The sequence below is a fragment of the Rhodococcus wratislaviensis genome, from assembly GCF_900455735.1.
GTDB lineage: Bacteria > Actinomycetota > Actinomycetes > Mycobacteriales > Mycobacteriaceae > Rhodococcus_F > Rhodococcus_F wratislaviensis.
This window is the reverse complement of sequence record NZ_UAUI01000006.1, coordinates 14,497-40,513: the sequence shown is the minus strand read 5'-3', so window position 1 is coordinate 40,513 and position 26,017 is coordinate 14,497. Positions and strand designations below refer to the sequence as shown.

25 protein-coding genes are annotated in these 26,017 nt (G+C 67.9%); 18 read left to right on the top strand and 7 right to left on the bottom strand.

What is annotated here, in order from left to right:
• Window positions 1-28 precede the first annotated feature (28 nt).
• Window positions 29-1,072, top strand: coding sequence for a patatin-like phospholipase family protein (locus tag DTA22_RS10300; protein ID WP_112299373.1), 1,044 nt, complete (start codon window positions 29-31; stop codon window positions 1,070-1,072).
• A 56-nt stretch (window positions 1,073-1,128) separates the two neighbouring features.
• Here DTA22_RS10300 and DTA22_RS10295 read toward each other — a convergent pair whose 3' ends face one another.
• On the bottom strand, window positions 1,129-2,472 hold the full coding sequence (locus DTA22_RS10295; RefSeq protein ID WP_112299372.1) for an MFS transporter: 1,344 nt from the start codon (window positions 2,470-2,472) through the stop codon (window positions 1,129-1,131).
• Window positions 2,469-4,187, bottom strand: a complete 1,719-nt coding sequence (locus DTA22_RS10290; RefSeq protein ID WP_112299371.1) for an amidohydrolase — start codon at window positions 4,185-4,187, stop codon at window positions 2,469-2,471. The genes DTA22_RS10295 and DTA22_RS10290 overlap by 4 nt, the downstream gene beginning before the upstream one ends.
• A gap of 222 nt (window positions 4,188-4,409) precedes the next feature.
• Here DTA22_RS10290 and DTA22_RS10285 point away from each other — a divergent pair, with 222 nt between their 5' ends.
• The 7 genes from DTA22_RS10285 to DTA22_RS10255 all read left to right on the top strand — a co-directional run bounded on the left by DTA22_RS10285 (window position 4,410) and on the right by DTA22_RS10255 (window position 12,580).
• Window positions 4,410-5,312 (top strand): Lrp/AsnC family transcriptional regulator, encoded by a 903-nt coding sequence (locus tag DTA22_RS10285; protein WP_112299370.1) that lies wholly within the window; start codon window positions 4,410-4,412, stop codon window positions 5,310-5,312.
• A 57-nt stretch (window positions 5,313-5,369) separates the two neighbouring features.
• A complete protein-coding gene (locus DTA22_RS10280) occupies window positions 5,370-6,242 on the top strand; it encodes an LLM class F420-dependent oxidoreductase (RefSeq protein ID WP_112299369.1) in 873 nt (290 codons plus the stop codon).
• 210 nt (window positions 6,243-6,452) lie between these two features.
• Window positions 6,453-6,809, top strand: a complete 357-nt coding sequence (locus tag DTA22_RS10275) for a YraN family protein (RefSeq protein WP_005259362.1) — start codon at window positions 6,453-6,455, stop codon at window positions 6,807-6,809.
• Window positions 6,809-8,317: a YifB family Mg chelatase-like AAA ATPase gene (locus DTA22_RS10270; protein WP_112299368.1), complete on the top strand. Its 1,509-nt coding sequence runs from the start codon at window positions 6,809-6,811 to the stop codon at window positions 8,315-8,317. The genes DTA22_RS10275 and DTA22_RS10270 overlap by 1 nt, the downstream gene beginning before the upstream one ends.
• Window positions 8,318-8,373: 56 nt before the next feature.
• Window positions 8,374-9,468 (top strand): DNA-processing protein DprA, encoded by a 1,095-nt coding sequence (gene dprA / locus DTA22_RS10265; RefSeq protein ID WP_112299367.1) that lies wholly within the window; start codon window positions 8,374-8,376, stop codon window positions 9,466-9,468.
• A 712-nt stretch (window positions 9,469-10,180) separates the two neighbouring features.
• A complete protein-coding gene (locus tag DTA22_RS10260) occupies window positions 10,181-11,728 on the top strand; it encodes an acyl-CoA carboxylase subunit beta (RefSeq protein ID WP_112299366.1) in 1,548 nt (515 codons plus the stop codon).
• A 72-nt stretch (window positions 11,729-11,800) separates the two neighbouring features.
• Window positions 11,801-12,580, top strand: a complete 780-nt coding sequence (locus DTA22_RS10255) for a siderophore-interacting protein (RefSeq protein WP_112299365.1) — start codon at window positions 11,801-11,803, stop codon at window positions 12,578-12,580.
• 18 nt (window positions 12,581-12,598) lie between these two features.
• Here DTA22_RS10255 and DTA22_RS10250 read toward each other — a convergent pair whose 3' ends face one another.
• Window positions 12,599-13,768: a multidrug effflux MFS transporter gene (locus DTA22_RS10250; RefSeq protein ID WP_112299364.1), complete on the bottom strand. Its 1,170-nt coding sequence runs from the start codon at window positions 13,766-13,768 to the stop codon at window positions 12,599-12,601.
• 85 nt (window positions 13,769-13,853) lie between these two features.
• Between DTA22_RS10250 and DTA22_RS10245 the strand changes: the two genes are divergently transcribed.
• Window positions 13,854-14,780: a tyrosine recombinase XerC gene (locus DTA22_RS10245; RefSeq protein ID WP_174233784.1), complete on the top strand. Its 927-nt coding sequence runs from the start codon at window positions 13,854-13,856 to the stop codon at window positions 14,778-14,780.
• 125 nt (window positions 14,781-14,905) lie between these two features.
• The gene (locus tag DTA22_RS10240; RefSeq protein WP_112299433.1) at window positions 14,906-15,931 is read left to right on the top strand and encodes a MinD/ParA family ATP-binding protein; all 1,026 of its coding nucleotides are present in this window, start codon (window positions 14,906-14,908) and stop codon (window positions 15,929-15,931) included.
• Here DTA22_RS10240 and DTA22_RS10235 read toward each other — a convergent pair.
• Window positions 15,928-16,455, bottom strand: a complete 528-nt coding sequence (locus DTA22_RS10235) for a M23 family metallopeptidase (protein WP_112299363.1) — start codon at window positions 16,453-16,455, stop codon at window positions 15,928-15,930. The two genes, DTA22_RS10240 and DTA22_RS10235, sit on opposite strands and share 4 nt — an antisense overlap.
• 318 nt (window positions 16,456-16,773) lie before the next feature.
• On the opposite strand from DTA22_RS10235, the gene rpsB reads away from it, so the two are divergent.
• The 6 genes from rpsB (at window position 16,774) to DTA22_RS10205 (ending at window position 21,807) form a co-directional block, all read left to right on the top strand.
• On the top strand, window positions 16,774-17,658 hold the full coding sequence (rpsB, locus tag DTA22_RS10230) for a 30S ribosomal protein S2 (protein WP_005259344.1): 885 nt from the start codon (window positions 16,774-16,776) through the stop codon (window positions 17,656-17,658).
• Between the two features lie 112 nt (window positions 17,659-17,770).
• Window positions 17,771-18,598 (top strand): translation elongation factor Ts, encoded by an 828-nt coding sequence (gene tsf, locus DTA22_RS10225; RefSeq protein WP_005259342.1) that lies wholly within the window; start codon window positions 17,771-17,773, stop codon window positions 18,596-18,598.
• Window positions 18,599-18,772: 174 nt separating this feature from the next.
• Window positions 18,773-19,501 (top strand): UMP kinase, encoded by a 729-nt coding sequence (gene pyrH / locus DTA22_RS10220; RefSeq protein WP_005240535.1) that lies wholly within the window; start codon window positions 18,773-18,775, stop codon window positions 19,499-19,501.
• An 81-nt stretch (window positions 19,502-19,582) separates the two neighbouring features.
• Window positions 19,583-20,140 (top strand): ribosome recycling factor, encoded by a 558-nt coding sequence (gene frr, locus DTA22_RS10215; protein ID WP_005240537.1) that lies wholly within the window; start codon window positions 19,583-19,585, stop codon window positions 20,138-20,140.
• 28 nt (window positions 20,141-20,168) lie between these two features.
• On the top strand, window positions 20,169-21,095 hold the full coding sequence (locus tag DTA22_RS10210) for a phosphatidate cytidylyltransferase (protein ID WP_112299362.1): 927 nt from the start codon (window positions 20,169-20,171) through the stop codon (window positions 21,093-21,095).
• Window positions 21,096-21,105: 10 nt separating this feature from the next.
• The gene (locus tag DTA22_RS10205) at window positions 21,106-21,807 is read left to right on the top strand and encodes a class I SAM-dependent methyltransferase (protein ID WP_037245580.1); all 702 of its coding nucleotides are present in this window, start codon (window positions 21,106-21,108) and stop codon (window positions 21,805-21,807) included.
• 9 nt (window positions 21,808-21,816) lie between these two features.
• Here DTA22_RS10205 and DTA22_RS10200 read toward each other — a convergent pair whose 3' ends face one another.
• A complete protein-coding gene (locus DTA22_RS10200; RefSeq protein WP_174233783.1) occupies window positions 21,817-22,668 on the bottom strand; it encodes an HpcH/HpaI aldolase/citrate lyase family protein in 852 nt (283 codons plus the stop codon).
• A gap of 83 nt (window positions 22,669-22,751) precedes the next feature.
• Window positions 22,752-23,165: a LapA family protein gene (locus DTA22_RS10195; protein WP_112299361.1), complete on the bottom strand. Its 414-nt coding sequence runs from the start codon at window positions 23,163-23,165 to the stop codon at window positions 22,752-22,754.
• A 114-nt stretch (window positions 23,166-23,279) separates the two neighbouring features.
• Between DTA22_RS10195 and rlmN the strand changes: the two genes are divergently transcribed.
• A complete protein-coding gene (gene rlmN / locus DTA22_RS10190) occupies window positions 23,280-24,389 on the top strand; it encodes a 23S rRNA (adenine(2503)-C(2))-methyltransferase RlmN (protein ID WP_112299360.1) in 1,110 nt (369 codons plus the stop codon).
• 79 nt (window positions 24,390-24,468) lie between these two features.
• On the opposite strand, the gene DTA22_RS10185 is transcribed toward rlmN, so the two are convergent.
• The gene (locus tag DTA22_RS10185; RefSeq protein WP_005259333.1) at window positions 24,469-24,738 is read right to left on the bottom strand and encodes a DUF2631 domain-containing protein; all 270 of its coding nucleotides are present in this window, start codon (window positions 24,736-24,738) and stop codon (window positions 24,469-24,471) included.
• An 81-nt stretch (window positions 24,739-24,819) separates the two neighbouring features.
• On the opposite strand from DTA22_RS10185, the gene dxr reads away from it, so the two are divergent.
• A complete protein-coding gene (dxr, locus tag DTA22_RS10180) occupies window positions 24,820-26,016 on the top strand; it encodes a 1-deoxy-D-xylulose-5-phosphate reductoisomerase (protein WP_409372695.1) in 1,197 nt (398 codons plus the stop codon).
• The last annotated feature ends 1 nt before the right edge of the window (window position 26,017 follow it).

Sequence of the window (26,017 nt, the reverse complement as noted above, 5' to 3'; positions counted from 1 at the left end):
GGAGTTCTCGTCCGCGTACGATCATCCGATGACCGGACCGAGGCGCGTAGCGCTGGCTCTGGGGAGCGGCGGTGCGCGGGGGTACGCCCACATCGGAGCGATCCAGGTACTCGAAGAGCGCGGATTCGAGATCGTCGGTGTCGCAGGATCGTCGATGGGTGCCCTCGTCGGTGGACTCCACGCCGCGGGCAAGCTCGACGACTTCACCCGGTGGGCGATCAGCCTCACCCAGCTGGACGTCGTGCGGCTTCTCGACCTGTCGGTGTCCGCACCCGGAGCCATCCACGCCGAGAAGATCCTGCAACGGGTCAGAGAAATGCTCGGTGAGATCCGCATCGAAGACCTTCCGATTCCGTATACGGCCGTGGCCACCGATCTCGCCGCGGGCCGGTCGGTGTGGTTCCAGCGAGGACCCGTCGACGCGGCCATCCGTGCGTCCATCGCCATCCCAGGCGTCATCACGCCGTATGTGCTCAACGGCCGGGTACTCGCCGACGGTGGGGTGCTCGACCCTCTGCCGATGGCGCCGCTCGTCTCCGTGAGCGCCGACCTGACCGTCGGGATCAGCCTGAGCGCCGAGGACAGGGACGGCCGCTCCCTCGCACCGGAGAACGTCAGCGCGGACTCGCGGCCGGTGGACGAGTGGGTGGCACGGTTCCGCCGGAGCGCCGCGCAGCTGCGTGACCTGGACATCGTGCGGTCGGTCGTCGGACGGTTCGGCGCCGCCCACACCGATCCGGATCCGTCGGACGAGCAGGACGGCCAGGTGATCGGCGATCAGACCGTGGTCGAGGGCGACGCCGTGGCCGTCCCGAAGTTCAGCCGGTTCGCGGTGATGAACCGTTCGCTCGACGTGATGCAGGCGACGTTGGCTCGCTATCAGCTCGCTGCGTACCCACCGGACGTGCACGTTCGGGTGCCCCGGAACGCGTGCCGCAGTCTCGACTTCCATCGTGCCGCCGAGATGATCGAACTGGGTCGGGTTCTCACCGGGAGTGCGCTCGACGACGCCGGTCTCGTCTCGCCGGCAGCCGCTGTGTCTCCGGCAGATTCGGACGGCCGGCCCACCTGACAGGGGGAAGGGCCGGTGCTGCGCACGCAGCACCGGCCCTTCCCGTCACGGGGTTGTCAGCTCGAGGCCGGAGCCCGGGCGGCGCCCAGGTCGCCCACCGATTGTTCGGACTCGCCGTCGACGTGATCGACGTGCTGCGGCGCTACGAGCAGGCAGAGAATGCTGACCGCGCACATTCCGATCAGGAGGCCGATCACCGGCCACACGCTGCCGGTGGCCTGGTACATGAGCGTGGACACCAACGGCGACAGTCCACCGAAGATCGCGCCCGCGCCCTGGTAGGCGAGAGAGATGCTGGTGTACCGGGCCTGCGGCCGGAACATCTGCGACAGAACCGCCGCGATCGGACCGTACGTCGCGGCCAGGACGAGCCGCATGACGGCGAACGTCAGGAAGATCAGGACCACCGACCCGGACTTCAAGACCAGGAACTGTGGTGCCGCGAGCACCGCGACGGCCAGCAACCCGTAGATCACCACGCGGATCCGGCCGACCTTGTCGCCGAGCCACGCCACCCCGAGCGTGGCGATCAGCTCCACCACCGCGGCGACGCTGAGCGCGTTGAGGACGAGCGTTTCGGACAGCCCGACGTCCGGGTCGGTGGCGTACGCCGTGATGAATGTCGTCACGAGGTAGTAGCCACCCACCGCGACGGGCAGGATTCCCATGCCGAGCAGGATCGGGCGCCAGTTGGTGACGATGGCGTACTTCAGCGGCAGCGCTTCGGGTTCGGTCCCCGTCTGCACCTCGGACTCGAAGACGGGAGATTCCTCCACCTTCAGTCGCACCAGCAGCCCCACGCCGATCAACAGCGCCGAGCACAGGAACGGCAGCCGCCACGCCCAGTCCCGCAGGGCGTCGTCGCCGAAGGTCGAGAGGACACTGAAGAACCCGGTGGCGAGAAGCGCGCCGGCGGGGTTACCCAGCTGTGCGAATCCGCCGTAGAACGTCTTCTTGTCCTCCGGCGCGTGTTCGACGGCCATCAGCACGGCGCCACCCCATTCGCCGCCCACCGCGAAGCCCTGCACGAAGCGCAGCATCACGAGTAGCAGCGGCGCCCAGAACCCGATCTGCGCGTATGTCGGGAGTGCGCCGATCAGGAACGTGCCCGCGCCCATCAGGGTGAGCGTTACGACGAGCGCCGTCCGTCGGCCGACCCGGTCGCCGACGTGTCCGAAGACGATGCCGCCGAGTGGGCGGGCGAAGAAGCCCACCGCGTAGGTGGCGAACGCGGCGGCGATGCCGGTCAGGCGGTCGGTGTCGGAGGGGAAGAAGATCTCACCGAACACCAGGGCCGCCGCCGTGGCGTACACGTAGAAGTCGTACCACTCGATGGTGGTGCCGACGAAGGCCGCGAAACCCGCCTTGCGGGCCTTCGCGATCTGAATGTCGTGACTCATAACTGATCCTCGGTGGTTGCAGTGGTCGAGAATAGGTCGCTGCGGGTGGAATGCGCCAGTTCGCCGTCGATCCAGGTTTCCCGGACCTCGATGTCGGCGATGGCGTGCGGGTCGACGGTGAGAGGGTCGGCGCCGAGAACCACGAAATCGGCGCGCTTGCCGGGGGAGATGCTGCCGAGCTCGGATTCCCGTCCGAGTGCGCGGGCCCCGTTCAGTGTGTGCGCGGTGAGGGCCTGCGCGGCGGTCAGTCGCAACGCGTTCGAGCCGAGTTGATGTCCCTGCCGGGTGATGCGGGTGACGGCGGCCTGGATCGCCTCGAGTGGTTTGGGCTCGGCGACGGGCGCGTCGGAACTGATCGTGACCGGCACGTCGGCCTCGACGAATTCGCCCAGGGGATTGAAGCGCTCACCCGGGGTGCCGATGGCCGCGGTCACGCCCTCGCCCCAGTTGTAGTAGTGCTGCGGCTGGTTGACGGGGTACACACCGAGTGTGTGCATCCGCGTGATCTGCTCGGGGGTCGGCAACCCGCAGTGCTCGATGCGGTGGCGGGCATCGGCGTCGGGATGCGCCTTCTGCGCGGCCTCGATCGCGTCGAGAACCATGTCGATCGCGGTCGGCGACTGCGCGTGGGTCGCCGTCTGCAGGCCGACGGCGTGTGCCTTCGCGATCAGCGCCGCGTAGTCGGCGGGCTCGTGATAGAGCTGTCCGGTCCGGCACGGGTCGCCCACGTACCCGTCCGGGAAATACGCGGTCCATCCGCCGAGAGTGCCGTCGGCGTAGAACTTGATCCCCCCGAACGCGAGTCGTGAGTTGCCGAACGCACCGTGCAATCCGGTGTCGAGCGCGTGATCGAGCAGGTGGCTGAGCAGGTACATGCTCACGCGGGTCTCGAGCCGGCCCTGCTCCGCCAGGCGCAGGTACATGTCGAATTCGCGCCGCGTCACCTGGCAGTCGCCGATCGTGGTGACGCCGCCCTCCAGGAACTTCTCCTGCGCCACGGAGAGCTGCCGCAGATGCTCCTCGGGTTCGTCCTCGAGGTGGAAGTTCGGGCCGTGATGACCGACCTTGACGCCGTTGACGCCGGTGAGGATGTTGCAGGCGGCGTCGGACAGTTCTCCGGTCAGTTCGCCGTCCGCGTCGCAGAAGAACTCGCCGCCGGGCGGATTCGGGGTGTCGCGGGTGACGCCGTGGAGTTCGAGGGTGAAGGTGTTGACGACGCCGCCGTGGCCGCTGGCGTTCATCAGGTAGACCTCGCGGTCGGTACCGACCCGGTCGAGTTCCTCCTTCGTGGGGTGACGGCCCTCGACGAGGTTGCGGTGCTCGTAGCCGTACCCGCGCACGGGTATCCCCGCAGGCTGGTTCCGGGCCGCCTCCTGCAGAAGCGCGACGATCTCGGGAATGGTGCGCGCCTTCTCGGGTCCGCAGTCCACCCAGCTGAGCATCTGGCCGTACATCAGGGGGTGGGCGTGCGGATCGACGAACCCGGGCACGACGGTCGCGCCGGCGAGATCGATGACGTCCGTGGTCCGGGTGCCGATCCGCCGCGCCTCCTCACGACATTCCGCGACGGTGCCGACGGCGGCGAACCGATTGCCGTAGACGAGGAAGGCCTCGGCGCCCTCGGTGTCTGCGTCCACGGTGCGGAGCGTGCCACCGGTGAAGACGGTGGCGGTGGCGTCGAGCGGGGACGCCTCGTGGTGAAACAGCTTGCGCATGGGGATCCTTCGAAATGGTGGTGTGGGTCACGTTCCGGTTGGGAGGGAAATTACGCCGTGACCATTGGCTGCGCAATACATCAAAGTTTCGAATCGAGTGGTGTGCGGCGAATGTGTTCGGCTTCTGAAGCAGATCCGCACTGATTCGCAGAATCTGGTGATGTGTGCGATTCTTCTTCTCTGTCGGGAGTGCAGAAAGAAATCGAGAAACTTCGGGGCATCATGAGTGTCGAACTGGATTCCAAGCTCATCGCGGCGTTGCAGTCGAATGGTCGCGCGACCTATCGGGAGCTCGCCGCGACCGTCGGCGCACCCCGCGCCGCGGTGTCCACGCGCGTGCAGACGCTGCTCGACACCGGCACGGTGAGTGTCGTTGCCGTCGCCCACCCTGAGTTGCTGGGCCTCAAGGCGATGGCACACGTGTCCGTCGCCGTGTCGGGGCCGGTGGGTCCGGTGGCCGAAGCGCTCTGCGCGTCGGAGGCGGCCGTCTACATTTCCGCCGTGAGCGGGCAGTACAACATCATCGCCGAACTGCGCGTCCCCAGTCAGCGGGACCTCTACGACGCCATCGCCACGATCCGTGCGGAACCCGGTGTCCGCACCGTCAACACGCTGTTCTACGCCGATGTCATCAAGGGAATCTTCATGCCCAAGAGCGCGTTACGGGCCGACGTTCGACTAGACGCGAAAGACGTCGCGCTCATCGAGTTGCTGGAACGGAACGGGCGGATGCCGTTTCTGGAACTGGCCGAGCGCACCGGGCTCTCGCCCAGTGCGGCGCGGAATCGAGTGAACCATCTGATCGACAGCACCGCGTTGCGCGTCGGAGCGGTCGTGAAGCGCCGCGGCGGCGGCAGAACCCTCGCGATGGGCATCGGGGTCAGCCTCGGATCGCGGGACCGGGAGGTGTGCGCGCAGATCGAGGCCCTGCCGGGCATCGAGTTCCTGGCGCGGACACTCGGCAGATTCGACCTGATCGGAACGGTCGCCGCCGATTCGTCGGGTGACCTCTACTCCCTCGCCGAGCACATCCGGACGATCGACGGTGTGATGGCCTTGGAGACCTGGACGCACCTCGAGGTGTTCAAGGAGCACTACGCCCGCAGCCTCGACGTCCGCGGCTAGGAGCGCGCGTCCCGGAAGTCAGCCACTTCGGCCGGGCAACTGTGAGACGATCGGCCGATGCGCCTCGGGTTGCACGCACTCGGGATCGGTACCGGCGCTCGTCGCGCGGTGATCGACTCGGTTGCAGTTGCCGCCGAAAACAGCGGATTCGCCACGCTGTGGGCCGGCGAGCACGTCGTGATGGTGGACCGGTCGGAGTCGCGGTATCCGTACGCGGACGACGGCCGGATCGCGGTCCCCGCCGTCGCGGATTGGCTCGACCCGATGATCGGGCTGAGCTTCGCGGCCGCTGCCACCCACACGATCGGCGTGGCCACCGGTGTGTTGCTGCTGCCCGAACACAATCCCGTCATCACGGCCAAGCAGGCGGCGACGTTGGATCTGATGAGTGGTGGCCGGCTGACGCTCGGTGTCGGCATCGGCTGGTCCAGGGAAGAATTCGCGGCGCTCGGCATTCCGTTCGAGGGCCGTGGCGAGCGGGCCGCCGAATACGTCGCGGCGATGCGCACGCTGTGGCGTGACGACGTCGCGACGTTCGAGGGTGAGTTCGTCCGCGTCGATTCGGTGCGGGTCAATCCGAAACCCGTGCGCGATCGCCGGATTCCGGTCGTGCTCGGCGGCAACAGCGACGCAGCGCTCGGCCGGGTCGCGGCGTGGGGCGACGGCTGGTACGGGTTCAACCTGGACGGCGTCGCGGCCGTCTCCGAACGGATCCACAAGATGAAGGCACTGTGCCGGGACGCGGGGCGTGACCCCGAGGAGCTGCGCCTGGCGGTCGCCCTGCGCGAGGTGGACCCCGCCGACGTCGAGGCGCTGGTCGATGCGGGAGTCGACGAACTCGTCCTCGTCGAGTCGCCGCCCGACGATCCCGGTGAGGCCGCCGAGTGGGTAGCGTTTCTCGCGCGCCGCTGGATGCCCGCGGTCGGCTGACCGTTCGATTACCGGCTTGACAGCCCTGGCCTGGTCCTTTGGGGTGAACACTTCCTCCTGAGCGGCGAGTTGTCCACAACGTGCGCTTCATGCACAGCCCAATTCGTTCGCCCAGTTCGAGGGCATCTTCCCGGAATTCGCGTCGGGCACGGTGGTGCGAGAGGCGCGGTTCGCATCGGTGGGCCGCCGGGGGACGGGGTGGAGGCTGCTGTGGCGCACAATCTCGCGCTTGGAGCGCATGGGGAGGATCTGGCCGCCCGGTATCTCACCGAGGCGGGCATGGAGATCGTCGACCGGAACTGGCGATCTCGGTACGGCGAAGTCGATCTCATTGCGGCAGAGGGAGACTGGCTCGTCTTCGTCGAGGTGAAGACCCGCCGCGGCCTGGGGTACGGCAGTCCGGCCGAGGCGGTGACGTTCTCGAAACAGCGCAGGATCCGCCTGCTGGCGGTCGAGTGGTTGCGGGACTCCGGCCGGCACTGGTCGCGGGTGCGGTTCGACGTGGTCGCGATCATGATCGGACACGGTCCGCAGCCCCAGATCGAACACGTCCGGGATGCGTTCTGATGGCACTGGGGCGAGCACACTCGGTGGCGGTGACCGGGGTCGACGGTCAACTGGTCGAGATCGAGGCGGATATCGGCCGCGGGCTTCCGGCTGTGCATCTGGTCGGGCTGCCGGACACCGCGCTGCAGGAGGCCCGGGACCGGATCAGGGCCGCGGTCGCGAATTCGGGCGAGGAGTGGCCGGATTCGAAGGTGATCCTCGCGCTGTCGCCGGCGACGCTGCCGAAAGTCGGGTCGGTCTACGACCTCGCGCTCGTCGCTGCCGTGCTGGATGCAGCCAAGCAGGTGAAGCGGCAGCGGCTGCGCGAGACCGTTCTGCTCGGAGAACTGGCGCTGGACGGGCGGCTCCGGTCGGTGCGCGGGATTCTGCCCGCGGTGCTTGCGGCGAAGAATGCCGGGTGGGCAACGGTGGTGGTCCCGGTGCAATCGCTGCCCGAGGCGGGTCTGGTCGGTGGAGTCGAGGTGCTCGGCGCGCACGACCTGCGGGCGGCGATCGCGTGGCTGCGGGAGGAGCGAGACCTCGAGTATCCGGAGCCGGTGCAGTGGGTCGCGCAACCGGTGCGCGCCGATCTGAGCGAGGTGGTGGGTCAGGCCGAGGCACGCTGGGCCATCGAGGTGGCGGCGGCGGGTGCGCACCACCTGATGCTCACCGGCCCACCCGGCGTGGGGAAGACGATGCTGGCGCAACGACTTCCCGGAGTTCTGCCGCCGCTCACCGAGAGCGAATCGCTCGAGGTGACGGCAATCCACTCCGTAGCCGGGCTCCTGCCGCCCGAGCGTCCCCTCATCGACGTGCCGCCGTTCATCGCACCCCACCACACCGCGTCCGTGAGCGCGCTCGTCGGCGGCGGAAGCGGTGTCGCGAAGCCCGGAGCCGTCAGTCGCGCTCACCGTGGGGTGCTGTTTCTCGACGAGTGCGCCGAGATCGGAACCAAGGTGCTCGAAGCCCTGAGGACCCCACTCGAGGACGGGGAGGTGCGTATCGCGCGACGGGACGGGGTCGCCCGCTATCCGGCGCGCTTCCAGCTGATCCTCGCGGCCAATCCGTGCCCGTGCGCGCCCGCACGGGAAGCCGACTGTGTGTGCGCACCCACTGCGCGGCGTCGCTACCTCGGGAAACTGTCGGGACCGCTGATGGACCGCGTGGATCTGCGCGTGCGGATGCACGCCGTCGCGACCGGGGCGTTCATCGACGAGGTCGGGGAGAGCACCGAGGACGTCCGGCAGCGGGTGGCCGAGGCGCGGGCCGCCGCCGGGGAGCGGTGGAGCGACTACGGGTGGCGCACCAATGCGGAGGTGCCCGGGCCCGCCCTGCGGCAGAAGTTCCGGTTGGCGCGGCCCGCGCTGGCGCCCGTGGAACGCGCGCTGCGGAAGGGGCTGATCACGGCCCGAGGTGCCGATCGGGCGTTGCGAGTCGCCTGGACGGTGAGTGATCTGGCAGGACTCGACATGCCGGGTCCGGAACAGGTGGTCACCGCCTTGGGGTTTCGTGATCGGAGCTTCCAGTGACGGTGGAAAGCCGAAGTGGTGCAGGAGATCGGAGTGGGGTTCAGGATCCGCGTCGGTTGGCGTGGGCGTACTTGTCGAAGGTGGTGCAGGGGCCGTGTCCGGCGCTGTCGCGTCTCGTGGAGGACGTGGGCCCGGAGGAGGCTGCGCGGGCCGTGCGGGAGCGGGATCTGGCGGAGATGCTGGGGGAGCGCACGGTTGCCCGGGCGCATGTGGATACCGCCGCACACGATCTCGAACTGGTGGCGGGAATGGGTGGCCGGCTGGTGACGCCGGACGACGACGAGTGGCCGCAGTGGCGGCTTCTCGGTTTCGGGAATCTGTCCCGGTCACGGGACGAGGGCCCGCCGTTGGCGTTGTGGGTGCTCGGTTCGCGGCCGGTGGACGAACTGACCGACCGGGCGATCTCGATCGTGGGGACGCGGGCGGCGAGCGGCTACGGCGAACACGTGACTGCCGAGATTTCCGGTGATCTCGCCGTCGACGGGTGGACGATCGTGTCGGGTGCCGCGTTCGGGGTCGATGGTGCCGCTCACCGTGCGGCGCTGGGTGTCGGGGGCCTGACGGTCGCGGTGCTGGCGTGCGGTGTGGATCGTGCGTATCCGGCAGGGCATGCGCGCATGCTGCGGCAAATCGCGCAGAACGGTGCGGTGATCAGTGAGTACGCGCCGGGCACTACACCGGCGAAGCATCGGTTCCTGGCGCGGAATCGGTTGGTGGCGAGCCTGTCCGACGGGGTGGTCGTGGTGGAGGCGGGGTGGCGCAGCGGTGCGCGGAACACGGCGAGTTGGGCGCGCAAATTGGGGCGACCGGTGATGGCGGTGCCGGGTCCGGTGACGTCGGCGTCGTCGATGGGCTGCAATCGGATGATTCGGGAGGGTGAGGCGCGGTTGGTCGCGAATGCCGGTGACGTGGTGGAGGAGGCCGGGCCGATCGGGCTGCGGGAAGGCCTCGACGTGGTCCGCGATCTGGATGCACTGTCGGGGGATGCGCTGCTGGTGTACGAGGCGTTGCCGGCGGTCGGGCCGCGCGGGGTCCGGGAGCTGTCCGAACTGTCCGGAGTCGCGATCGAGCAGGTTCGGGCTGTGCTGCCGCTCTTGGAGATGGAGGGCTTCGTCGCCTCTGACGACACCGGATGGTCGCGGCAGAGGTGAGGGGTGACGAGCCGGGCGAGAGTCCGCTCGGCGGCCACTTCATCGTGCTCGGTTGTCCGAAGTGCGAGTCGAAGCGACCGATCGACGACACATTGGGGTAGAAACTTTCCTACAACGCAGCTCACAACCGCATGAAGGAGTGAGATATGGGGTCAGCCGAGGACTTGTGGCGGAACTTCGTCGCGCAGGTGTTGAGCCTGTTGATCGCCTCCGGTTCGTAGGGGAGTTACCGGCCGGCATCTCATCCGCCCGCGTCACCCCGATCTCGACGTTCCCCGCGTGATGCCCATTGCCACGTGGGAGACTTCAGAATGGTCGGTGGACCACTCGGCCCTGATGTGAGGACGGAGGTGTGATGGACGACCTCAGCCTGTGGGGAATCCCCGAGTGGGCTCAGCCTGGCATCTTCGCGATCGCGTCGGGCCTCGCACAGATCGCGTACTGGTGGTTCAGCATCACCTGAGAGGCAAGCCGCAGGCCCCGTCGCGTCCGAGGCGATCAAATCTGTGAGTCCTCACAGCGCCTCCGGCCGACAGTTCCCATCCACCCCGCGTTGCGCCGGAGGGGTAGTTGCGCCCGTCATGGGTGCTCGGAGTCCAGTCGGTTCACCGATGCAGACCCCGGTCGGTGCACGTACGGTCTCCGATGAGGCAACTACCGGCGCTCCGGGAGTGCAGTCCGCTCGCGGGTGCGTCTCGAGGAGGAATCTCACATGACCAGGACCACGGCGGAACTGCTCGCTGACCTGGAGGTTCGGCTCGAACAATCGCTGAATCCGGGAAGCCCGAGGGCGATCGCACGGCGCGCGGAGAAAGGTCTGCCCGGCCCCCGCGAACGAATCCGAATGCTGCTCGACCGCGGCAGTTTCATCGAGGTCGGACAGATGGCGAGGAACCCGGGAGCTCTCGACAACCCCTACGGTGACGGCGTCGTCACCGGCCACGGAACCGTCGACGGACGTCCGGTGGCGGTGTTCTCGCACGACCACACGGTGTTCGGTGGCAGCGTGGGGGAGATGTTCGGCCGCAAGGTCGCCTCGATCATGGAATTCGCGGCGCGGATCGGCTGCCCCTGTGTGGGCATCAACGACTCCGGCGGCGCACGCGTACAGGATGCCGTCACGTCGCTCGCCTGGTACGCCGAAATGGGCCGCCGCCAGATTCCGCTGTCGGGAGTGTGCCCGCAAATCTCGATCCTCCTCGGCAAATGTGCGGGCGGTGCGGCGTACGCCCCGATCAACACCGATGTCGTTGTCGCCGTGGACGAGCAGGCGTACATGTTCGTCACCGGTCCGGGAGTCATCAAATCCGTCACCGGCGAGGACGTCACCCTCGACGAACTCGGCGGCGCCCGCGCCCAGGCCGAGAACGGGAACGTCCACCACGTCGCGCCGAGCGAAGACGCGGCGTTCGCCTGGGTGCGAGACTATCTCGGCTTCCTCCCGTCGAGCAGGCACGAGGAGGCGCCCATCGTGAACCCGGGACTCGAACCCGAGATCACCGACAACGATCTGGCATTGAACGAGTTCATGCCGGACGCCGACAACGCCGCCTACGACATGCACGACCTGCTGCTGAACATCTTCGACGACGGAGACTTTCACGAACTCGCCGCGCAGACGGCACCGAACGTGATCACCGGATTCTCCCGGGTGGACGGACGATCCGTCGGAGTGGTGGCCAACCAGCCGCAATTCCTCAGTGGGGCACTGGATCAGGTCGGCGCCGACAAAGCGGCCCGCTTCGTGCGGATCTGCGACGCGTACGAGATTCCCCTCGTGTTCGTCGTCGACACACCGGGCTTCCTCCCGGGGTTGGAGCAGGAGCGGAACGGTGTACTCCGCAGCGGCGGCCGCTTCTTGCAAGCGTTCGCGGCCGCAACGGTGCCGAAAGTGACTGTGGTGGTGCGCAAGTCCTACGGCGGCGGATATGCGGTGATGGGGTGCAAGCAACTCGGGGCCGACGTGAACTTCGCCTGGCCGACGGCACGCATCGCGGTCATGGGCGCCGAGGCCGCGATCAGTCTCCTCTACCACCGCGAACTCGAAGCCGCCGGCGAGGAACAGGAGGCGATGCGCCAGCAACTCGTCGACGCCTACAACGAGAACGTCGCGACACCGTATTCGGCCGCCGAGCGCGGCTACATCGACGCGGTGATCGAACCGTCCGCCACCCGGCTCGAGATCCGGCGAGCACTGACCGTGCTCCGCGACAAGCGTTCCGCCCGCGGCGAGCAGAAGCACCACCTGATTCCGCTCTGACCGCCGCCGGCAGCCACTCCTGTACCGTAGTTAGGTAACACTAACCAACTTGAGTTCATTGGAGAGATGCCTGTGGCAAAGCCGACTGCGACACTGACCGTGCTCCGGACCGAGTGGCTGACCCCGCACATGGTGCGGGTATTCCTCGGCGACCCGGGATTCGACAGTTTCGTTCCGAATGCCTTCACCGACGCGTACGCGAAACTCGAATTCGGGAGCCCCGAAGAGCCCGTCCTGCGCACGTACACGATCCGATCCGTGGATCCGGTAAAGCGAGAGATCGCCATTGACTTCGTGGTGCACGGTGACGCCGGTGTCGCCGGACCGTGGGCGGCCGCCGCGGCAGCCGGCGACGTCCTCCGGCTGCGCGGCCCCGGAGGCGCGTTCGCGCCCGACCCGGCCGCCGACTGGTACCTGCTCGCGGGTGACGAGACCGCAATTCCCGCCATCTCGGCGTCCGTCGAGAAGCTGGACGCGTCGGCGGTCGGACGGGTGATCATCGAGGTCGCCGGCCCCGAGGACGAAATCGCCTTCGACTCGCCCGCGGGCGTCGACGTCACGTGGATCCACCGCGGCGACACGTCGGACCGGATCGGCGAAGAGGCGTCGGGGGACAACGCACCCCTCGTCGCGGCGGTGCGCGACACCGCGTGGCTGCCCGGAACCGCGCAGGTGTTCATTCACGGTGAGGCGCAGGCAGTCATGCACAACCTGCGCTCCTACGTGCGCAAGGAGCGGGGTGTCGCCGCGTCGGCCGCGTCGATCTCCGGCTACTGGCGTCGCGGTCGCACCGAGGAGGGCTTCCGGGTGTGGAAGTCCGAGCTCGCCGCGAGCGAGGGTGCCTCCCGCTGACCCGGTGCGGCGGACGTGCTACGAGATGTGCGTCCGCCGCGTCAGCACCAGCAGCGACAGCATCGCCACGGCGCCCGCGGACGGGATCGCGACGGCCATCGGGACCGCGGTGTCGGGGCCGGCGATGCCGACGAGCGGCGAGACCACCGCGGCGAGGCCGAACTGGCCGGCGCCGAGGAGCGCGGACCCGGTGCCGGACGCCTTGGTCACCTCGCCCTGAGCCAGCGCCGTCGCATTGCCCATCACGAAACCGATGCTCGACACCGAGACGAACAGCGGAACCAGGATCGCCCACCAGGGCGGCGAATCGATCAGCGTCGCGGCGAGCAGCAGCACGACGCCCGCTGCCAGGAGCAGCGTGACCCCGAACCCCAGCAGCTGCCGGGCATGGAACGTGCCCACGAGCCGGGTGTTCACGATCGCGGCGCCCACCATGCCCGCGGCATTCACCGCGAACACGATGGAGAACTGCCCCGGGCTGAGCCCGAGGACGTTCTGCACGACGAACGGGGACGCGGAGATGTACGAGAAGAGCGCGACGAACCCGAACATGAACGTGAACGCGTAACCCAGGTAGACGCGATTGCCGACGACGTAACGCAGATTCCGGACGAGTGCAGTGAGCCCGCCGCCGTGCCGGTTCTCCTCCGGAAGCGTCTCCGGGACGAGGATCAGCACTCCCGCGAACATCACCACACCGGCGGCGGTGAGAACCCAGAAGATCCCTCGCCAGCCGACCGGGCCGAGCAGGGCGCCACCCATCAGCGGTGCGACGACCGGCGCGACCCCGCCGATGATCATCATGATGCTGAACAGCCGGGCTGCGCTGTCTCCGCGCGCGCGGTCGGCAATGCAGGCGCGCGCGAGCACGATCGCCGCGCCACCGCTCAGCCCCTGGAAAAGTCGTGCAGCGATGAGGGTTTCGACGGTCGGCGCGACTGCGCAGGCCATCGCGGCGAGGGTCGTGACGACCGTGGCGCCGATCAGCAGACGCCGGCGCCCGAGGCCGTCCGACAGCGGTCCGACGACGAGCTGACCGATTCCGAGCCCGGCCATGAACGTGGTCAATGTCAGCTGCACGCTCGGCGCCGACGTGTTCAGGCTCTCCGTCATCAGGGGGAGACCGGGGAGGTACATGTCGGTGGCCAGCGGGGCGATCGCGGACAGTAAGGCCAGGACACACAACATGGGAATGGAGATCGTTCGCTGCACAAAAGAACTCTAGCGGCGCGGCTGCTTGATTTATCTCCCGCCCGAGTCGACTGTTGCCTCTATGAGCAGCGACCTGCCGGCACCGTTGGAGCTGGTACTCGAGGAGTACGCGCGGCATCTCGGACTCGAACGCGGCCGATCGCAGCACACCGTGAAGGCATACGTCGCGGACGCGAAGTCGCTGCTGCGGCACTGGCTGTCGACGTCGCCGGAGGCACACCTCGGCGAGCTCGACATCCAGGCGCTCCGGTCGTGGCTCGCGGGCCAGTCCGCGGCCGGCATCGCCCGGACGACCCTCGCCCGGCGGACGTCCTCGGTGCGCAACTTCACAGCCTGGCTGCTGCGGACCCGGCGCATCGCCACCGATCCGGGCGCCCGGCTGGGTGCCGCGAAGGCCCACCGCACGCTGCCCCCGGTGCTGCGGCAGTCGCAGGCGGCCGACGTGATGGACGCCGCCGAATCGGGCGCGCAGCAGAACGATCCGATCGCCCTGCGCGACCGGCTCATCGTCGAACTGCTCTATGCGACCGGAATACGGGTGGGGGAGCTGTGCGGCCTCGACCTCGGTTCGGTGGATCGCGAACGGCGGCTGCTGCGCGTGATCGGCAAGGGCGACAAGGAGCGCTCCGTGCCGTACGGGAAACCGGCGGCCGACGCCGTGGACCTCTGGTTGCACGTCGGCAGGCCCGCGGTCGCGACGGACAGTTCCGGGCAGGCGCTTCTCCTGGGCAAACGAGGGAAGCGGCTGGACCAACGGCAGGCGCGCAGCGTCGTCCACGAGGTTCTGTCCGCGGTCCCCGGCGCACCGAACCTGAGCCCGCACGGCCTGCGCCACACGGCGGCCACACACCTCCTCGAAGGCGGAGCGGACCTGCGCGTCGTGCAGGAACTCCTCGGCCACGCGAGCCTCGCGACCACCCAGCTCTACACCCATGTGTCCGTGGCGCGGCTCCGTGCGGTGCACGATCAGGCACATCCCCGGGCCTGACCCGGTTTGGTAGCGTCGCGCCACGAATCTGCAGTTGTTTCTGCACTATCCCGGGGGAAACAGTGGACCGCGAAGACTTGACTCGACCGCAGCCGTCCTGGCTGAACGACGGTGGCGGCGCCCCGCTGGGCGACACCGCCGCCGATCCGTGGGGGCAGCAATCCTGGGAGGGTCCGGCCCCGGAGCCGAGCCGGCATCAGGTGACCAGTCAGGATCTGGTGGCGGATGCTCTCCTCGAACGGTCACACAAGGCGCCGAGCCGAGGGTGGCGCCGCGGACTGCACCGGCTCACCGGGGGATCGGTGAATCCAGGGGAGTCGGCAGGGGAGGCGCGCGAAGCGGCACTGCTGGACCGCATCCGGCAGCCGATCCAGGGGGACTATCGCATTGCCTTCCTGTCCTTGAAGGGCGGTGTCGGCAAGACGACGACCACGATCGGGCTGGGATCGACGTTCGCGTCACTGCGCGGCGACTGCGTGATCGCCGTCGACGCCAACCCCGACTTCGGGACACTCGCGCAACGCGTACCCCTGCAGACGCATTCGACCGTCCGTGATCTCATCGCGGCGGAGTCGACCATCCGGCGCTACTCGGATGTGCGGGCCCACACGTCGCAGGCGCCGAGCCGTCTCGAGGTGCTCGCGAGCGAACAGGATCCGGCGATCTCCGAGGCGTTCAGCGAGGACGACTACCGGCGGGTGATCGACATCCTGCAGGTGTACTACAACATCATCCTCACCGACTGCGGCACCGGGATCATGCATTCGGCGATGAACGGCGTTCTGCAGCTCGCCAATTCCCTGGTGCTGGTGAGCTCGCCGGCCATAGACGGCGCCCGCAGTGCCGCCGCCACGCTGGACTGGTTGCAGCACCACGGCTACGGGCATCTGGTGTCGCGGACGGTCGTCGTGATCAGTGCCGCCCGGCCCGGCTCGAGCACGATCGCCATGACGGAACTGACCAATCACTTCCTGCTCCGGTGCCGGGCCGTGAAGGTGGTGCCGTTCGACGAGCACCTCGCCGAGGGTTCGGTGGTGGATCTGGATCTGCTGCGTCCGGCGACGCGGAAGGCGTTCGTCGAACTCGCGGCGATGGTCGCGGACGACTTCCCGGAGTCGGCAGGCAGGCACGCCGTCGCGGAGTGGCGCTAGCCGCCGACGGGTTCGAGCCGTACCGGCGCCACGCGGACGAGTCCGAGCGGGTCGAGATACTCGCGGTCGCGGCGAAGACCCCAGTGCAGGCACGCGGCGACGGGTGCGATGCAGCCCGGATGCCCGGGTTCGAGCGTGCCGAGGACGGTGCCACGGCCGACGCGCAGTCCGGGGGTGACCCGAGCGGTCACCGGTTCGTATGTGGTGCGGAGCCCACCCGGGTGGTCGACGGACACGACGGGCTTGCCCGCCACCGTGCCGGCGAACACCACCACACCCGCCCCCGCGGACAGGACGGCCTCGTCGGGCACGCCGCCCAGATCCACGCCGCGATGGCCGGGAAGCCAGTCGCGCTCGGGGTTGTCGAACGCCCGGACCACCCGCGGTCGTGGGTGCAGCGGCCAGTCGAAATCACCGGTCGGCGCGGCATCGGCGGGCGGGGCGACGAGCGCCGCGGCGGTCAGCAGCGTGGACGCCGTGGCAGCCGCCGTGAGCGCCCGCACGATCGCCCCGAACTTCGTCATGGATGAACGATCCCGCACGTCCGGGCCGATGAACGGGCAGGGACGAGAATGTGGATCGAATGCGCTTTGTCCACAGATCCCGCAAAACCCTTGCACGCGCGGCCGCGGTGTGGCAGGGGCGGTTAGGGCGTTCGGCGTGGAGGCCGTACACTGATCGAGCGGTCTGTGCTCCCACAGTCCGACTTCGCGCGCCCGCGCAGGTTATCGGCCATCGGCTGGTCTCGCATCTCGGTGTGAGTCCGATGGTCTGCGGGCGCCAGGGTGGAGCGTCCCCGAGATGCTCTGCATCAACCGGCAATGAAAGAGAGATACACAGCCATGGCTGTCGTAACAATGAAGCAGCTGCTCGACAGCGGCACGCACTTCGGTCACCAGACCCGTCGTTGGAATCCGAAGATGAAGCGTTTCATCTTCACCGACCGCAACGGCATCTACATCATCGACTTGCAGCAGACGCTGACGTACATCGACAAGGCGTACGAGTTCGTCAAGGAGACCGTTGCCCACGGCGGCACCGTCCTCTTCGTCGGCACGAAGAAGCAGGCCCAGGAATCCATCGCGGCCGAGGCCACTCGCGTCGGGATGCCCTACGTCAACCAGCGTTGGCTCGGCGGCATGCTCACCAACTTCACCACCGTCCACAAGCGTCTTCTCCGCCTCAAGGAGCTCGAGGCCATGGAGCAGACCGGTGGTTTCGAGGGTCGCACCAAGAAGGAAATCCTCATGCTCACGCGTGAGATGACCAAGCTGGACCGCACTCTCGGTGGTATCCGCGACATGGCCAAGGTCCCCTCCGCGGTGTGGGTCGTCGACACCAACAAGGAGCACCTGGCCGTTGCCGAGGCTCGCAAGCTGAACATCCCGGTCATCGCGATCCTGGACACCAACTGCGACCCCGACCTCGTCGACTACCCGATCCCGGGCAACGACGACGCCATCCGCAGCGCCGCCCTGCTCACCAAGGTCGTCGCTTCCGCGGTGGCCGAGGGCGTGCAGGCCCGTGCCGGACTGAGCGCCGACAAGGACGCGAAGCCCGAGGCCGGCGCCGGCGAACCCCTCGCCGAGTGGGAGCAGGAACTGCTCTCGCAGGCAGCGCCCGCCGCTGAGGCAGCGCCCGCCGCAGAGGCCGCTCCCGCAGCTGAGGCACAGGCGGCTCCGGCTGCCGAGGCCCCCGCAGCAGAGGCACCCTCCACCGAGGCCTGATCCGATGCACACGGCCCTGACCAGAGATCTTTTGGTCAGGGCCGTTTCACGGTCTGGTCCGAGTACTACCCTGACTTACGTCCCGACAGACATATGAGGAGGCTCGCTCACCATGGCGAACTACACCGCCGCTGACGTCAAGCGGCTCCGCGAGCTCACCGGCTCCGGAATGATGGCCTGCAAGAACGCTCTCGCTGAGGCCGAGGGTGACTTCGACAAGGCTGTGGAGCAGCTGCGCATCAAGGGCGCCAAGGACGTGGGCAAGCGTGCCGAGCGCACCACGGCCGAGGGCCTGGTCGTTTCCAAGGACGGCGTCCTGCTCGAGCTCGACTGCGAGACGGACTTCGTCGCGAAGAACGAGGACTTCCTGAAGCTCGCCGAGTCGATCGTCACGGTCGCCGCGGCAGCGAAGCCCGCCGACGTCGACGCGCTCAAGGCGCTCGAACTCGACGGCAAGACGGTCGACACCGTCATCCAGGAGCAGTCCGCGAAGATCGGCGAGAAGCTCGTCCTGAGCAAGATCGCCTCGTTCGACGGACCGGTCGCGGTCTACCTGCACAAGCGCAGCGCCGACCTGCCGCCCGCCGTCGGCGTCCTCGTCGAGTACACCGGTGAGGGTGACGCTGCTGCGGAGGCCGCTCGCGGTGCCGCCATGCAGGTCGCGGCGCTCAAGGCCAAGTACGTCACGCGTGACGAGGTCCCCGAGGACATCGTCGCCAACGAGCGTCACATCGCCGAGGAGACCGCTCGCGCCGAGGGCAAGCCGGAGCAGGCTCTGCCGAAGATCATCGAAGGCCGCGTCAACGGCTACTTCAAGGACGTCGTGCTGACCGAGCAGTCCTCGGTGCAGGACTCCAAGAAGTCCGTCAAGGCGATCCTCGACGAGGCCGGCGTCACCATCAAGCGCTTCGTTCGCTTCGAGGTCGGTGCTTCGAGCTAGTCGTGTGAGTCGTATGGCCCCGTCGGACGAGTGCGCTCGCCCGGCGGGGCCTACGTATACCGCCACCGTCCTGATGAGGCAGGATGAAGATGGCCGTCTGAATGGGTCGAGTAGGCGCGTGGGCGCGCTCGGCCGCTGTCGAAATCGACGAGTGCTGTGGAACTGAGGAGAGCAATGTCCGAACCAGCCAACGAACGTACGGGATTCCATCGAGTCCTTCTCAAACTCGGCGGAGAAATGTTCGGTGGTGGCAAGGTCGGCCTCGACCCCGACGTGGTGACCAAGGTCGCGGAACAGATCGCCGAGGTCGTGCGATCCGGGGTGCAGGTGGCGGTGGTCATCGGCGGCGGCAACTTCTTCCGTGGTGCGGAACTGCAGCAGCGAGGTTTGGACCGCGCGCGTTCCGACTACATGGGCATGCTCGGCACGGTCATGAATTGCCTTGCTCTGCAGGACTTCCTGGAGAAAGAGGGCATCGACAGCCGCGTGCAGACGGCGATCACCATGGGGCAGGTGGCGGAGCCCTACATTCCGCTGCGCGCTCAGCGTCACCTCGAGAAGGGTCGCGTCGTGATCTTCGGCGCCGGCATGGGCATGCCCTACTTCTCGACCGACACGACCGCGGCGCAGCGCGCACTCGAGATCGGCGCCGAGGTCGTCTTGATGGCCAAGGCCGTCGACGGCGTGTTCACGGCGGACCCGAACCTCGACCCGACCGCGACGATGTACACGCAGATCACGCACCGTGAGGTCATCGAACAGGGGCTCAAGGTCGCCGACGCGACGGCGTTCAGCCTCTGTATGGACAACGAGATGCCGATCATGGTGTTCAATCTGCTGACCGAGGGGAATATCGCTCGGGCAGTGTCCGGTGAGAAGATCGGAACGCTCGTCAAGTCATGACGCGAGTGACACGCTCGACACAGAGTTTTCTCGAAACAGAGGCAGTGACGAATCGATGCAGAACGACATGGAGGAACAGCCGTGATTGATGAAGCTCTCTTCGAAGCCGAGGAGAAGATGGAGAAGGCTGTCACGGTGGCCAAGGACGATCTCGGATCGATCCGCACGGGCCGCGCGAATCCCGGCATGTTCAATCGCATCGGAATCGATTACTACGGCGCGTTCACCCCGATCACGCAGCTCGCCAGCATCAACGTGCCGGAAGCGCGACTGGTCGTCGTCAAGCCGTACGAGGCCTCCCAGCTCGGCGCCATCGAGACGGCGATCCGGAACTCCGACCTGGGCGTGAACCCGTCCAACGACGGAAACCTGATCCGGATCTCCGTACCCCAGCTCACCGAGGAACGCCGCCGCGAACTGGTCAAGCAGGCCAAGTCCAAGGGCGAGGACGCGAAGGTGTCCGTGCGCAACGTGCGCCGCAAGGCGATGGACGAGCTGTCCCGGATCCAGAAGGACGGCGAGGCCGGCGAGGACGAGGTCGGCCGGGCCGAGAAGGAACTCGACAAGACGACCGCCCGGTACGTCGCGCAGGTCGACGAACTGGTGAAGCACAAGGAAGCCGAGTTACTGGAAGTTTAGTCACGAGACGAGGAGTGGATCGGGGACAGTGACCGTGCCAGCAGAACACGGGACCCCAGGGGGACCCATCTCCGAGGGCGACCCCTCGGAACCGGTCTCCGGGGGTGCGCCCGCGCCGGAGGCGGCCCCGGCCGCGAAATCGAAGGCCGGGCGTAACCTTCCCGCCGCGATCGGCGTGGGCGTCGGTCTCGGCGTCGCGCTGATCCTGATCCTCGTCTACGTGCCGCTGGTGTGGATCGGCGTGGTGGCCGTCGCGATGGCCGTGGCCACGTGGGAGGTCACCAAGCGTCTGCGTGAGGCCGGGATCAGCGCACCCCGGATCCCGCTGCTCGCGGGCGGTCAGGCGATCCTGTGGCTCGGCTGGCCGTTCGGCCCGGTGGGGGTGCTCAGTGCATTCGCGGGGACGGTGCTCGTCTGCATGGTCTGGCGCCTGTTCGACCACGGGCTGAAGGCGGCACCACAGAATTTCCTCCGGGACACGGCGATCACCGTGTTCGTCGCCTCCTGGATCCCGTTGCTGGCGTCGTTCGCCGTGCTGATGGTGTTGCAGGACGACGGCGCCGGGCGGGTGCTGTGCCTGATGATCGGCGTTGTCTGCTCCGACGTGGGCGGCTACGCGGCGGGTGTGCTGTTCGGCAAGCATCCGATGGTGCCGGCGATCAGCCCCAAGAAGTCGTGGGAAGGGTTCTTCGGTTCGCTGCTGTTCTGCGTCATCGGCAGCCTGCTCACGGTCACCCTGATCCTCGACGAGAACTCGATGATCGGCGTGCTCCTCGGCGTTGTCCTGGTGGTCACCGCCACGCTCGGCGATCTCATCGAATCCCAGGTCAAGCGAGAACTCCGCATCAAGGACATGGGCACTTTGCTCCCCGGGCACGGGGGCATCATGGACCGTCTCGATTCCCTGCTGCCGTCGGCGTTCGTGACGTGGCTGGTGCTCACGGTCCTCGTCTGACCGTCCTGCCGTGACCATCCCCAGCCCGAACATCTGGCACTGGCCCGAGTGGTACGAGGTCGAGAATCGTGCCCAGGACGTGGACGGGGCGATCTTCCGGCACCTGCGCGGGGCCGTGGACTGGACGGGCGGCGCCGTCGCCGATGTGGGCTGCGGTTCCGGCTTCCACCTGCCGGTCTTCGCCGAGTCGGCGGCCACGGTCTACGGAGTCGAGCCGCATCCGCCCCTGCTGGAACGTGCCCGCACCCGCGTGGGGCACCTGCCGAACGTCCGGGTGATCGAGGGCTCGGCCGAGGGCATACCCCTCGGTGACGCGAGCGTGGACGTCGTGCACGCGCGGACTGCTTATTTCTTCGGTCCCGGCTGCGGCCGCGGAATCTGCGAGGCGATGCGTGTGCTGCGCCCGGGCGGCGCGCTGGTGGTGGTGGATCTCGACGCCACAGCCCATCCGTACGGCGAGTGGATGCGGGCCGACCTGCCGCAGTACAACCCGGCGGCCGTCGAGGCCTTCTTCGCGGCGCAGGGGTTCGACCTGGTGCGCGTGGAGACACGATGGCGTTTCCCGGATCGGGAATCGTTGCGCGGTGTGCTCGGTATCGAGTTCACCGGGAAGACGGCATCGAAGGCGTTCGCGCAGACACCCGGCGTGGCTCTCGACGTGCGCTATCGCGTGCACGTCCGCCGAAAGCCCGCCGGGCTGGAGATGCTCTGACCGGGGTCGTTACCGCGGTGCGATGTGGAAGAGCTTCGCGAGCGCGTTGATCTTCTTGGCCTTCGCCAGTTTGGGGAGGTCGCTGCCGTCCCGCACTCGGGAGCCGTCCTCGCCGAGGTCCGCGATCACGTCGCGGGCCCATTCGGCGTCGGCCGGGGAGGGGCTCAGTGCGTCGTTGACCGGGGCCGTCTGCGCAATGGTCATGCACAGCTTCCCGGTCATGCCCATCGACAGGGTCAGCGCCGATGCCCGGACCAGGGCGTCGATGTCGGTGCCGAGGGTGGGGCCGTCGATCGGCGGTGCGATCCGGGCGGCCCGGCTGGCGACCGTCAGCCGGGAGCGGGGATAGGCCATCGCCAGCGGCGAATCGTCCATCCCGGTGTCGCGGCGGAAGTCGCCGCTGCCGAACGCGAGCCGGAACGTGGCCTCCGTCCGGGCGATCTCGGGTGCCGCCTCGAGTCCCATCGCGGATTCGACGAGGGCGAGCACCTTCGTGCCCTCGGGGAGGCGCTCGGCGGTGGCGTCGACCTGCATGCCACTCTCGGTCTTGGCGAGCATGACGCCTTCGAGCCCGGGAACACCGTCCAGGGCTGCCAGGTCGTCCGCCCAGTAGGGGGTGGTGGCGTCGTTGATCCGCACCCACGCGCGCCGGTTCTCGCCGAGCCAGGCGACGACGTCGGCGCGGGCCCGGGGTTTGCGGTCGGGGGTGACGGCGTCCTCGAGGTCGAGGATCACGGCGTCGGCGGCGCTGGCATGGGCCGCCTCGAAACCCTCGGGCTTGCCGGCGGGAACCAGCAGCCAGGATCGTGCTTGTTCAGCCGCGATACGCGGTGCCACAGTCGTCTCCATGTCGGCCTTCACAGTCGTGCCCTTCCGGTGATATCCACGACAGTAATTCTGCTCGCTCAGCGTCTGCGCAATCCACTTGCGTAACTATTGTTCAGTTAGAAATTACTGTTCAGGCGCCGCTGCCGGTTCGCTGCCCGACGGATCTGGATGATGCGGACCCCGCCCGCGAGGGCCATGATCACCGCGCCGGCGATCGCCGCGAACAACAGCGTGACACCCAGCGGGAGGGTGAATTCCCAGGCGAACATTTCGAGAGTCACGCTGTCGAGGTTCTGCAGGATGAACACGAGAAGCAGTACCAGAACGACGATTCCGATCACCAGACCGGTCCACGTGGCGCCCACCCGGGTGTGCGTGATGCCCTTGCGGCGTGCGACGTCGGGATGCTCGGTGCCTGCCGGTGTGGTGTCGGGGTGCGGCGGGTCGGCAGGCACGGGTCCGGTGCCGGGACCGCGACCTGCCGGGACGTCCGGAGGGAAGTTCGAGGGGTCGTCCGGTGTTGTCGACATAAGTTGATCTTCACCCACCTGGACGGGTTCCGCATGCGCATCGGGCGGCGAAACGACGTCGATCAGGCATCCGCACGACAACGACCCCCGAATCAATGGGACAATGGAGAAACTATGGCTGTCTCGCTTCCCCTCGTTTTCACCGCGCCCCGGCGTGGGATGCCGCCCAAGCATCTCGCGGACCTCGACTCCGCCGAGCGGCGGGAGGCCGTCAAGGAGCTGGGTCTGCCCGGTTTCCGGGCCGATCAGCTGGCCCGGCAGTACTATGCGCGGCTCGAGGCGGATCCGGAGAGGATGACCGATCTCCCCGCCGCCGTGCGCGAGCAGGTGGGCGCGGCCCTGTTCCCGACGCTGCTGACCCCGGTCAAGCACCTGGCCTGCGACGGCGGCGACACCCGCAAGACGCTCTGGAAGGCCAACGACGGGACGCTGCTCGAGAGTGTTCTCATGCGTTACCCCGACCGCGCGACGCTGTGCATCTCCAGCCAGGCGGGGTGCGGAATGGCGTGCCCGTTCTGCGCGACCGGTCAGGGCGGGCTGCAACGCAACCTCTCGACCGCCGAGATCGTCGACCAGGTGCGTGCGGCCGCCGCCGCTCTGCGCGACGGTGACGTCCACGGCGGTCCGGGCCGGTTGTCGAACGTCGTCTTCATGGGGATGGGGGAGCCGCTCGCCAACTACAAGCGAGTGGTCGCCGCCGTCCGTCGTATCACCTCGCCCGCCCCCGACGGCCTCGGTTTGTCGCAGCGCTCCGTGACGGTGTCGACGGTGGGTCTGGCGCCTGCGATCCGCAAGCTCGCCGACGAGGATCTCAGCGTCACGCTGGCCGTGTCTCTGCACACCCCGGACGACGAACTGCGCGACACCCTGGTCCCTGTGAACAACCGCTGGTCGGTGGCGGAGGTCCTCGACGCCGCCCGGTACTACGCGGACAAGTCCGGGCGCCGCGTCTCGATCGAGTACGCGCTGATCCGGGACGTGAACGATCAGCCGTGGCGCGCCGACCTGCTGGGTAAGAAACTGCGCAAGGCGCTCGGGCCGCTGGTGCACGTGAATCTCATTCCGCTGAACCCCACACCGGGCAGTGAGTGGGACGCGAGCCCGAAGCCGGTGGAGAAGGAATTCGTCCGGCGCGTGCTGGCGCAGGGTGTGTCCTGCACCGTGCGGGATACCCGCGGCCAGGAGATCGCAGCCGCCTGCGGGCAGCTCGCGGCCGAGAACTAGGTCCGCCGCACCGACCGAAACGACGAAACCCCTCGTCCCCGAGTGATCGGGGACGAGGGGTTTCGCTTGTGGTTCGGTGTTACCGGGGCTTGCGCCGCAGGACGATGTCGCGAACGAGGATCAGGACCATCAGGGCCGCGCAGCCGATCAGCCACAGGTCCTCGACCAGGCCGGTGTGGTTGCCGATGATCATGAGCAGCAGGAACACGGCGAAGAACCATCCGAAGAATCGGAACGTCTTCGGCGCCTCACCGCTCCAGCCCCACGCTGCCGACGGGACCTCCGCGGTGTCGATGTGTGCGGCCACGATGGGGTCGCTGGACGAGGGCTCCAACTGGGTACCGGCCACGATCGATCCTCCTGCAGATTCGGTTGCGCTACTCGACATATCGTGACATACGACTGCCCGTCGTATGTAGCGGGGCCATCCATGGCGGGCCGTCCGCATTTCATCAGGAACAATGGGTGGGTGGATGAAAACAGGCCCACTCGCGTCCTGCTGCTCGGCAGCACAGGTTCGATCGGTACCCAGGCGTTGGAGGTGGTGGCCGCCAACCCGGACAAGTTCACGGTGGTGGGACTCGCGGCCGGTGGCGGAAACGTCGAACTGCTGGCCCGGCAGATTCGTGAGACGGGTGTGTCCTCTGTCGCAGTCGCGGATCCGCCGGCCGCCGCATCGCTGGATCGGCCCGGCGTGCTGAGCGGACCGGACGCCGTCACCGAACTCGTGCGGACCACGGAAGCGGACGTCGTGCTCAACGCACTGGTCGGTTCGCTGGGGCTGGAGCCGACCCTGGCCGCCCTCGAGTCCGGTGCGCGGCTCGCCCTCGCCAACAAGGAGTCGCTCGTCGCCGGCGGGCCCCTCGTCACTGCCGCGGCGGCTCCGGGACAGATCGTGCCGGTCGACTCGGAACACTCCGCGCTGGCCCAGTGCCTGCGGGGTGGCAGCGCGAACGAGGTGGACCGGCTGGTGCTCACCGCCTCGGGCGGACCGTTCCGCGGCTGGACGGCCGATCGGCTCGAATCGGTCACACCCGAGCAGGCCGGTGCCCACCCGACGTGGTCGATGGGGCCGATGAACACGCTGAACTCCGCGACACTCGTCAACAAGGGGCTCGAACTGATCGAGACCCACCTGCTGTTCGGCGTCGACTACGACCGGATCGACGTCACCGTTCACCCGCAGTCCATCGTGCATTCGATGGTCACGTTCACCGACGGGTCGACGCTGGCGCAGGCCAGCCCGCCCGACATGAAGCTCCCGATCGCCCTGGCGCTCGGTTGGCCGCACCGTGTGGCCGGCGCCGCCGCGGCCTGCGACTTCGGCACCGCATCCACCTGGGAATTCGAGCCACTCGACTCGCAGGTTTTCCCCGCCGTCGACCTCGCCCGCGAGGCAGGCAAGAGTGGGGGATGCCTCACCGCCGTCTACAACGCTGCGAACGAGGTCGCGGCTCAGGCATTCTTGGACGGGATCATCCGGTTCCCGCGCATCGTCCGCACCGTCGCCTCCGTGCTGTCCGAGGCGGACGAGTGGTCGGCGCCACCGGCTACCGTGGAAGATGTACTGGCCGCCGACGGCTGGGCACGTGAGCGAGCACGTCAGCTCGTGAAGCAGGAAGGCTAGA

Coding starts and splice junctions, on each gene's coding strand:
- DTA22_RS10300 (WP_112299373.1), top strand. CDS start 29: ATGACCGGACCGAGGCGCGTAGCGCTGGCTCTGGGGAGCGGCGGTGCG.
- DTA22_RS10295 (WP_112299372.1), bottom strand. CDS start 2,472: ATGAGTCACGACATTCAGATCGCGAAGGCCCGCAAGGCGGGTTTCGCG.
- DTA22_RS10290 (WP_112299371.1), bottom strand. CDS start 4,187: ATGCGCAAGCTGTTTCACCACGAGGCGTCCCCGCTCGACGCCACCGCC.
- DTA22_RS10285 (WP_112299370.1), top strand. CDS start 4,410: ATGAGTGTCGAACTGGATTCCAAGCTCATCGCGGCGTTGCAGTCGAAT.
- DTA22_RS10280 (WP_112299369.1), top strand. CDS start 5,370: ATGCGCCTCGGGTTGCACGCACTCGGGATCGGTACCGGCGCTCGTCGC.
- DTA22_RS10270 (WP_112299368.1), top strand. CDS start 6,809: ATGGCACTGGGGCGAGCACACTCGGTGGCGGTGACCGGGGTCGACGGT.
- DTA22_RS10260 (WP_112299366.1), top strand. CDS start 10,181: ATGACCAGGACCACGGCGGAACTGCTCGCTGACCTGGAGGTTCGGCTC.
- DTA22_RS10250 (WP_112299364.1), bottom strand. CDS start 13,768: ATGTTGTGTGTCCTGGCCTTACTGTCCGCGATCGCCCCGCTGGCCACC.
- DTA22_RS10245 (WP_174233784.1), top strand. CDS start 13,854: ATGAGCAGCGACCTGCCGGCACCGTTGGAGCTGGTACTCGAGGAGTAC.
- DTA22_RS10235 (WP_112299363.1), bottom strand. CDS start 16,455: ATGACGAAGTTCGGGGCGATCGTGCGGGCGCTCACGGCGGCTGCCACG.
- rpsB (WP_005259344.1), top strand. CDS start 16,774: ATGGCTGTCGTAACAATGAAGCAGCTGCTCGACAGCGGCACGCACTTC.
- tsf (WP_005259342.1), top strand. CDS start 17,771: ATGGCGAACTACACCGCCGCTGACGTCAAGCGGCTCCGCGAGCTCACC.
- pyrH (WP_005240535.1), top strand. CDS start 18,773: ATGTCCGAACCAGCCAACGAACGTACGGGATTCCATCGAGTCCTTCTC.
- DTA22_RS10195 (WP_112299361.1), bottom strand. CDS start 23,165: ATGTCGACAACACCGGACGACCCCTCGAACTTCCCTCCGGACGTCCCG.
- rlmN (WP_112299360.1), top strand. CDS start 23,280: ATGGCTGTCTCGCTTCCCCTCGTTTTCACCGCGCCCCGGCGTGGGATG.
- dxr (WP_409372695.1), top strand. CDS start 24,820: ATGGCGGGCCGTCCGCATTTCATCAGGAACAATGGGTGGGTGGATGAA.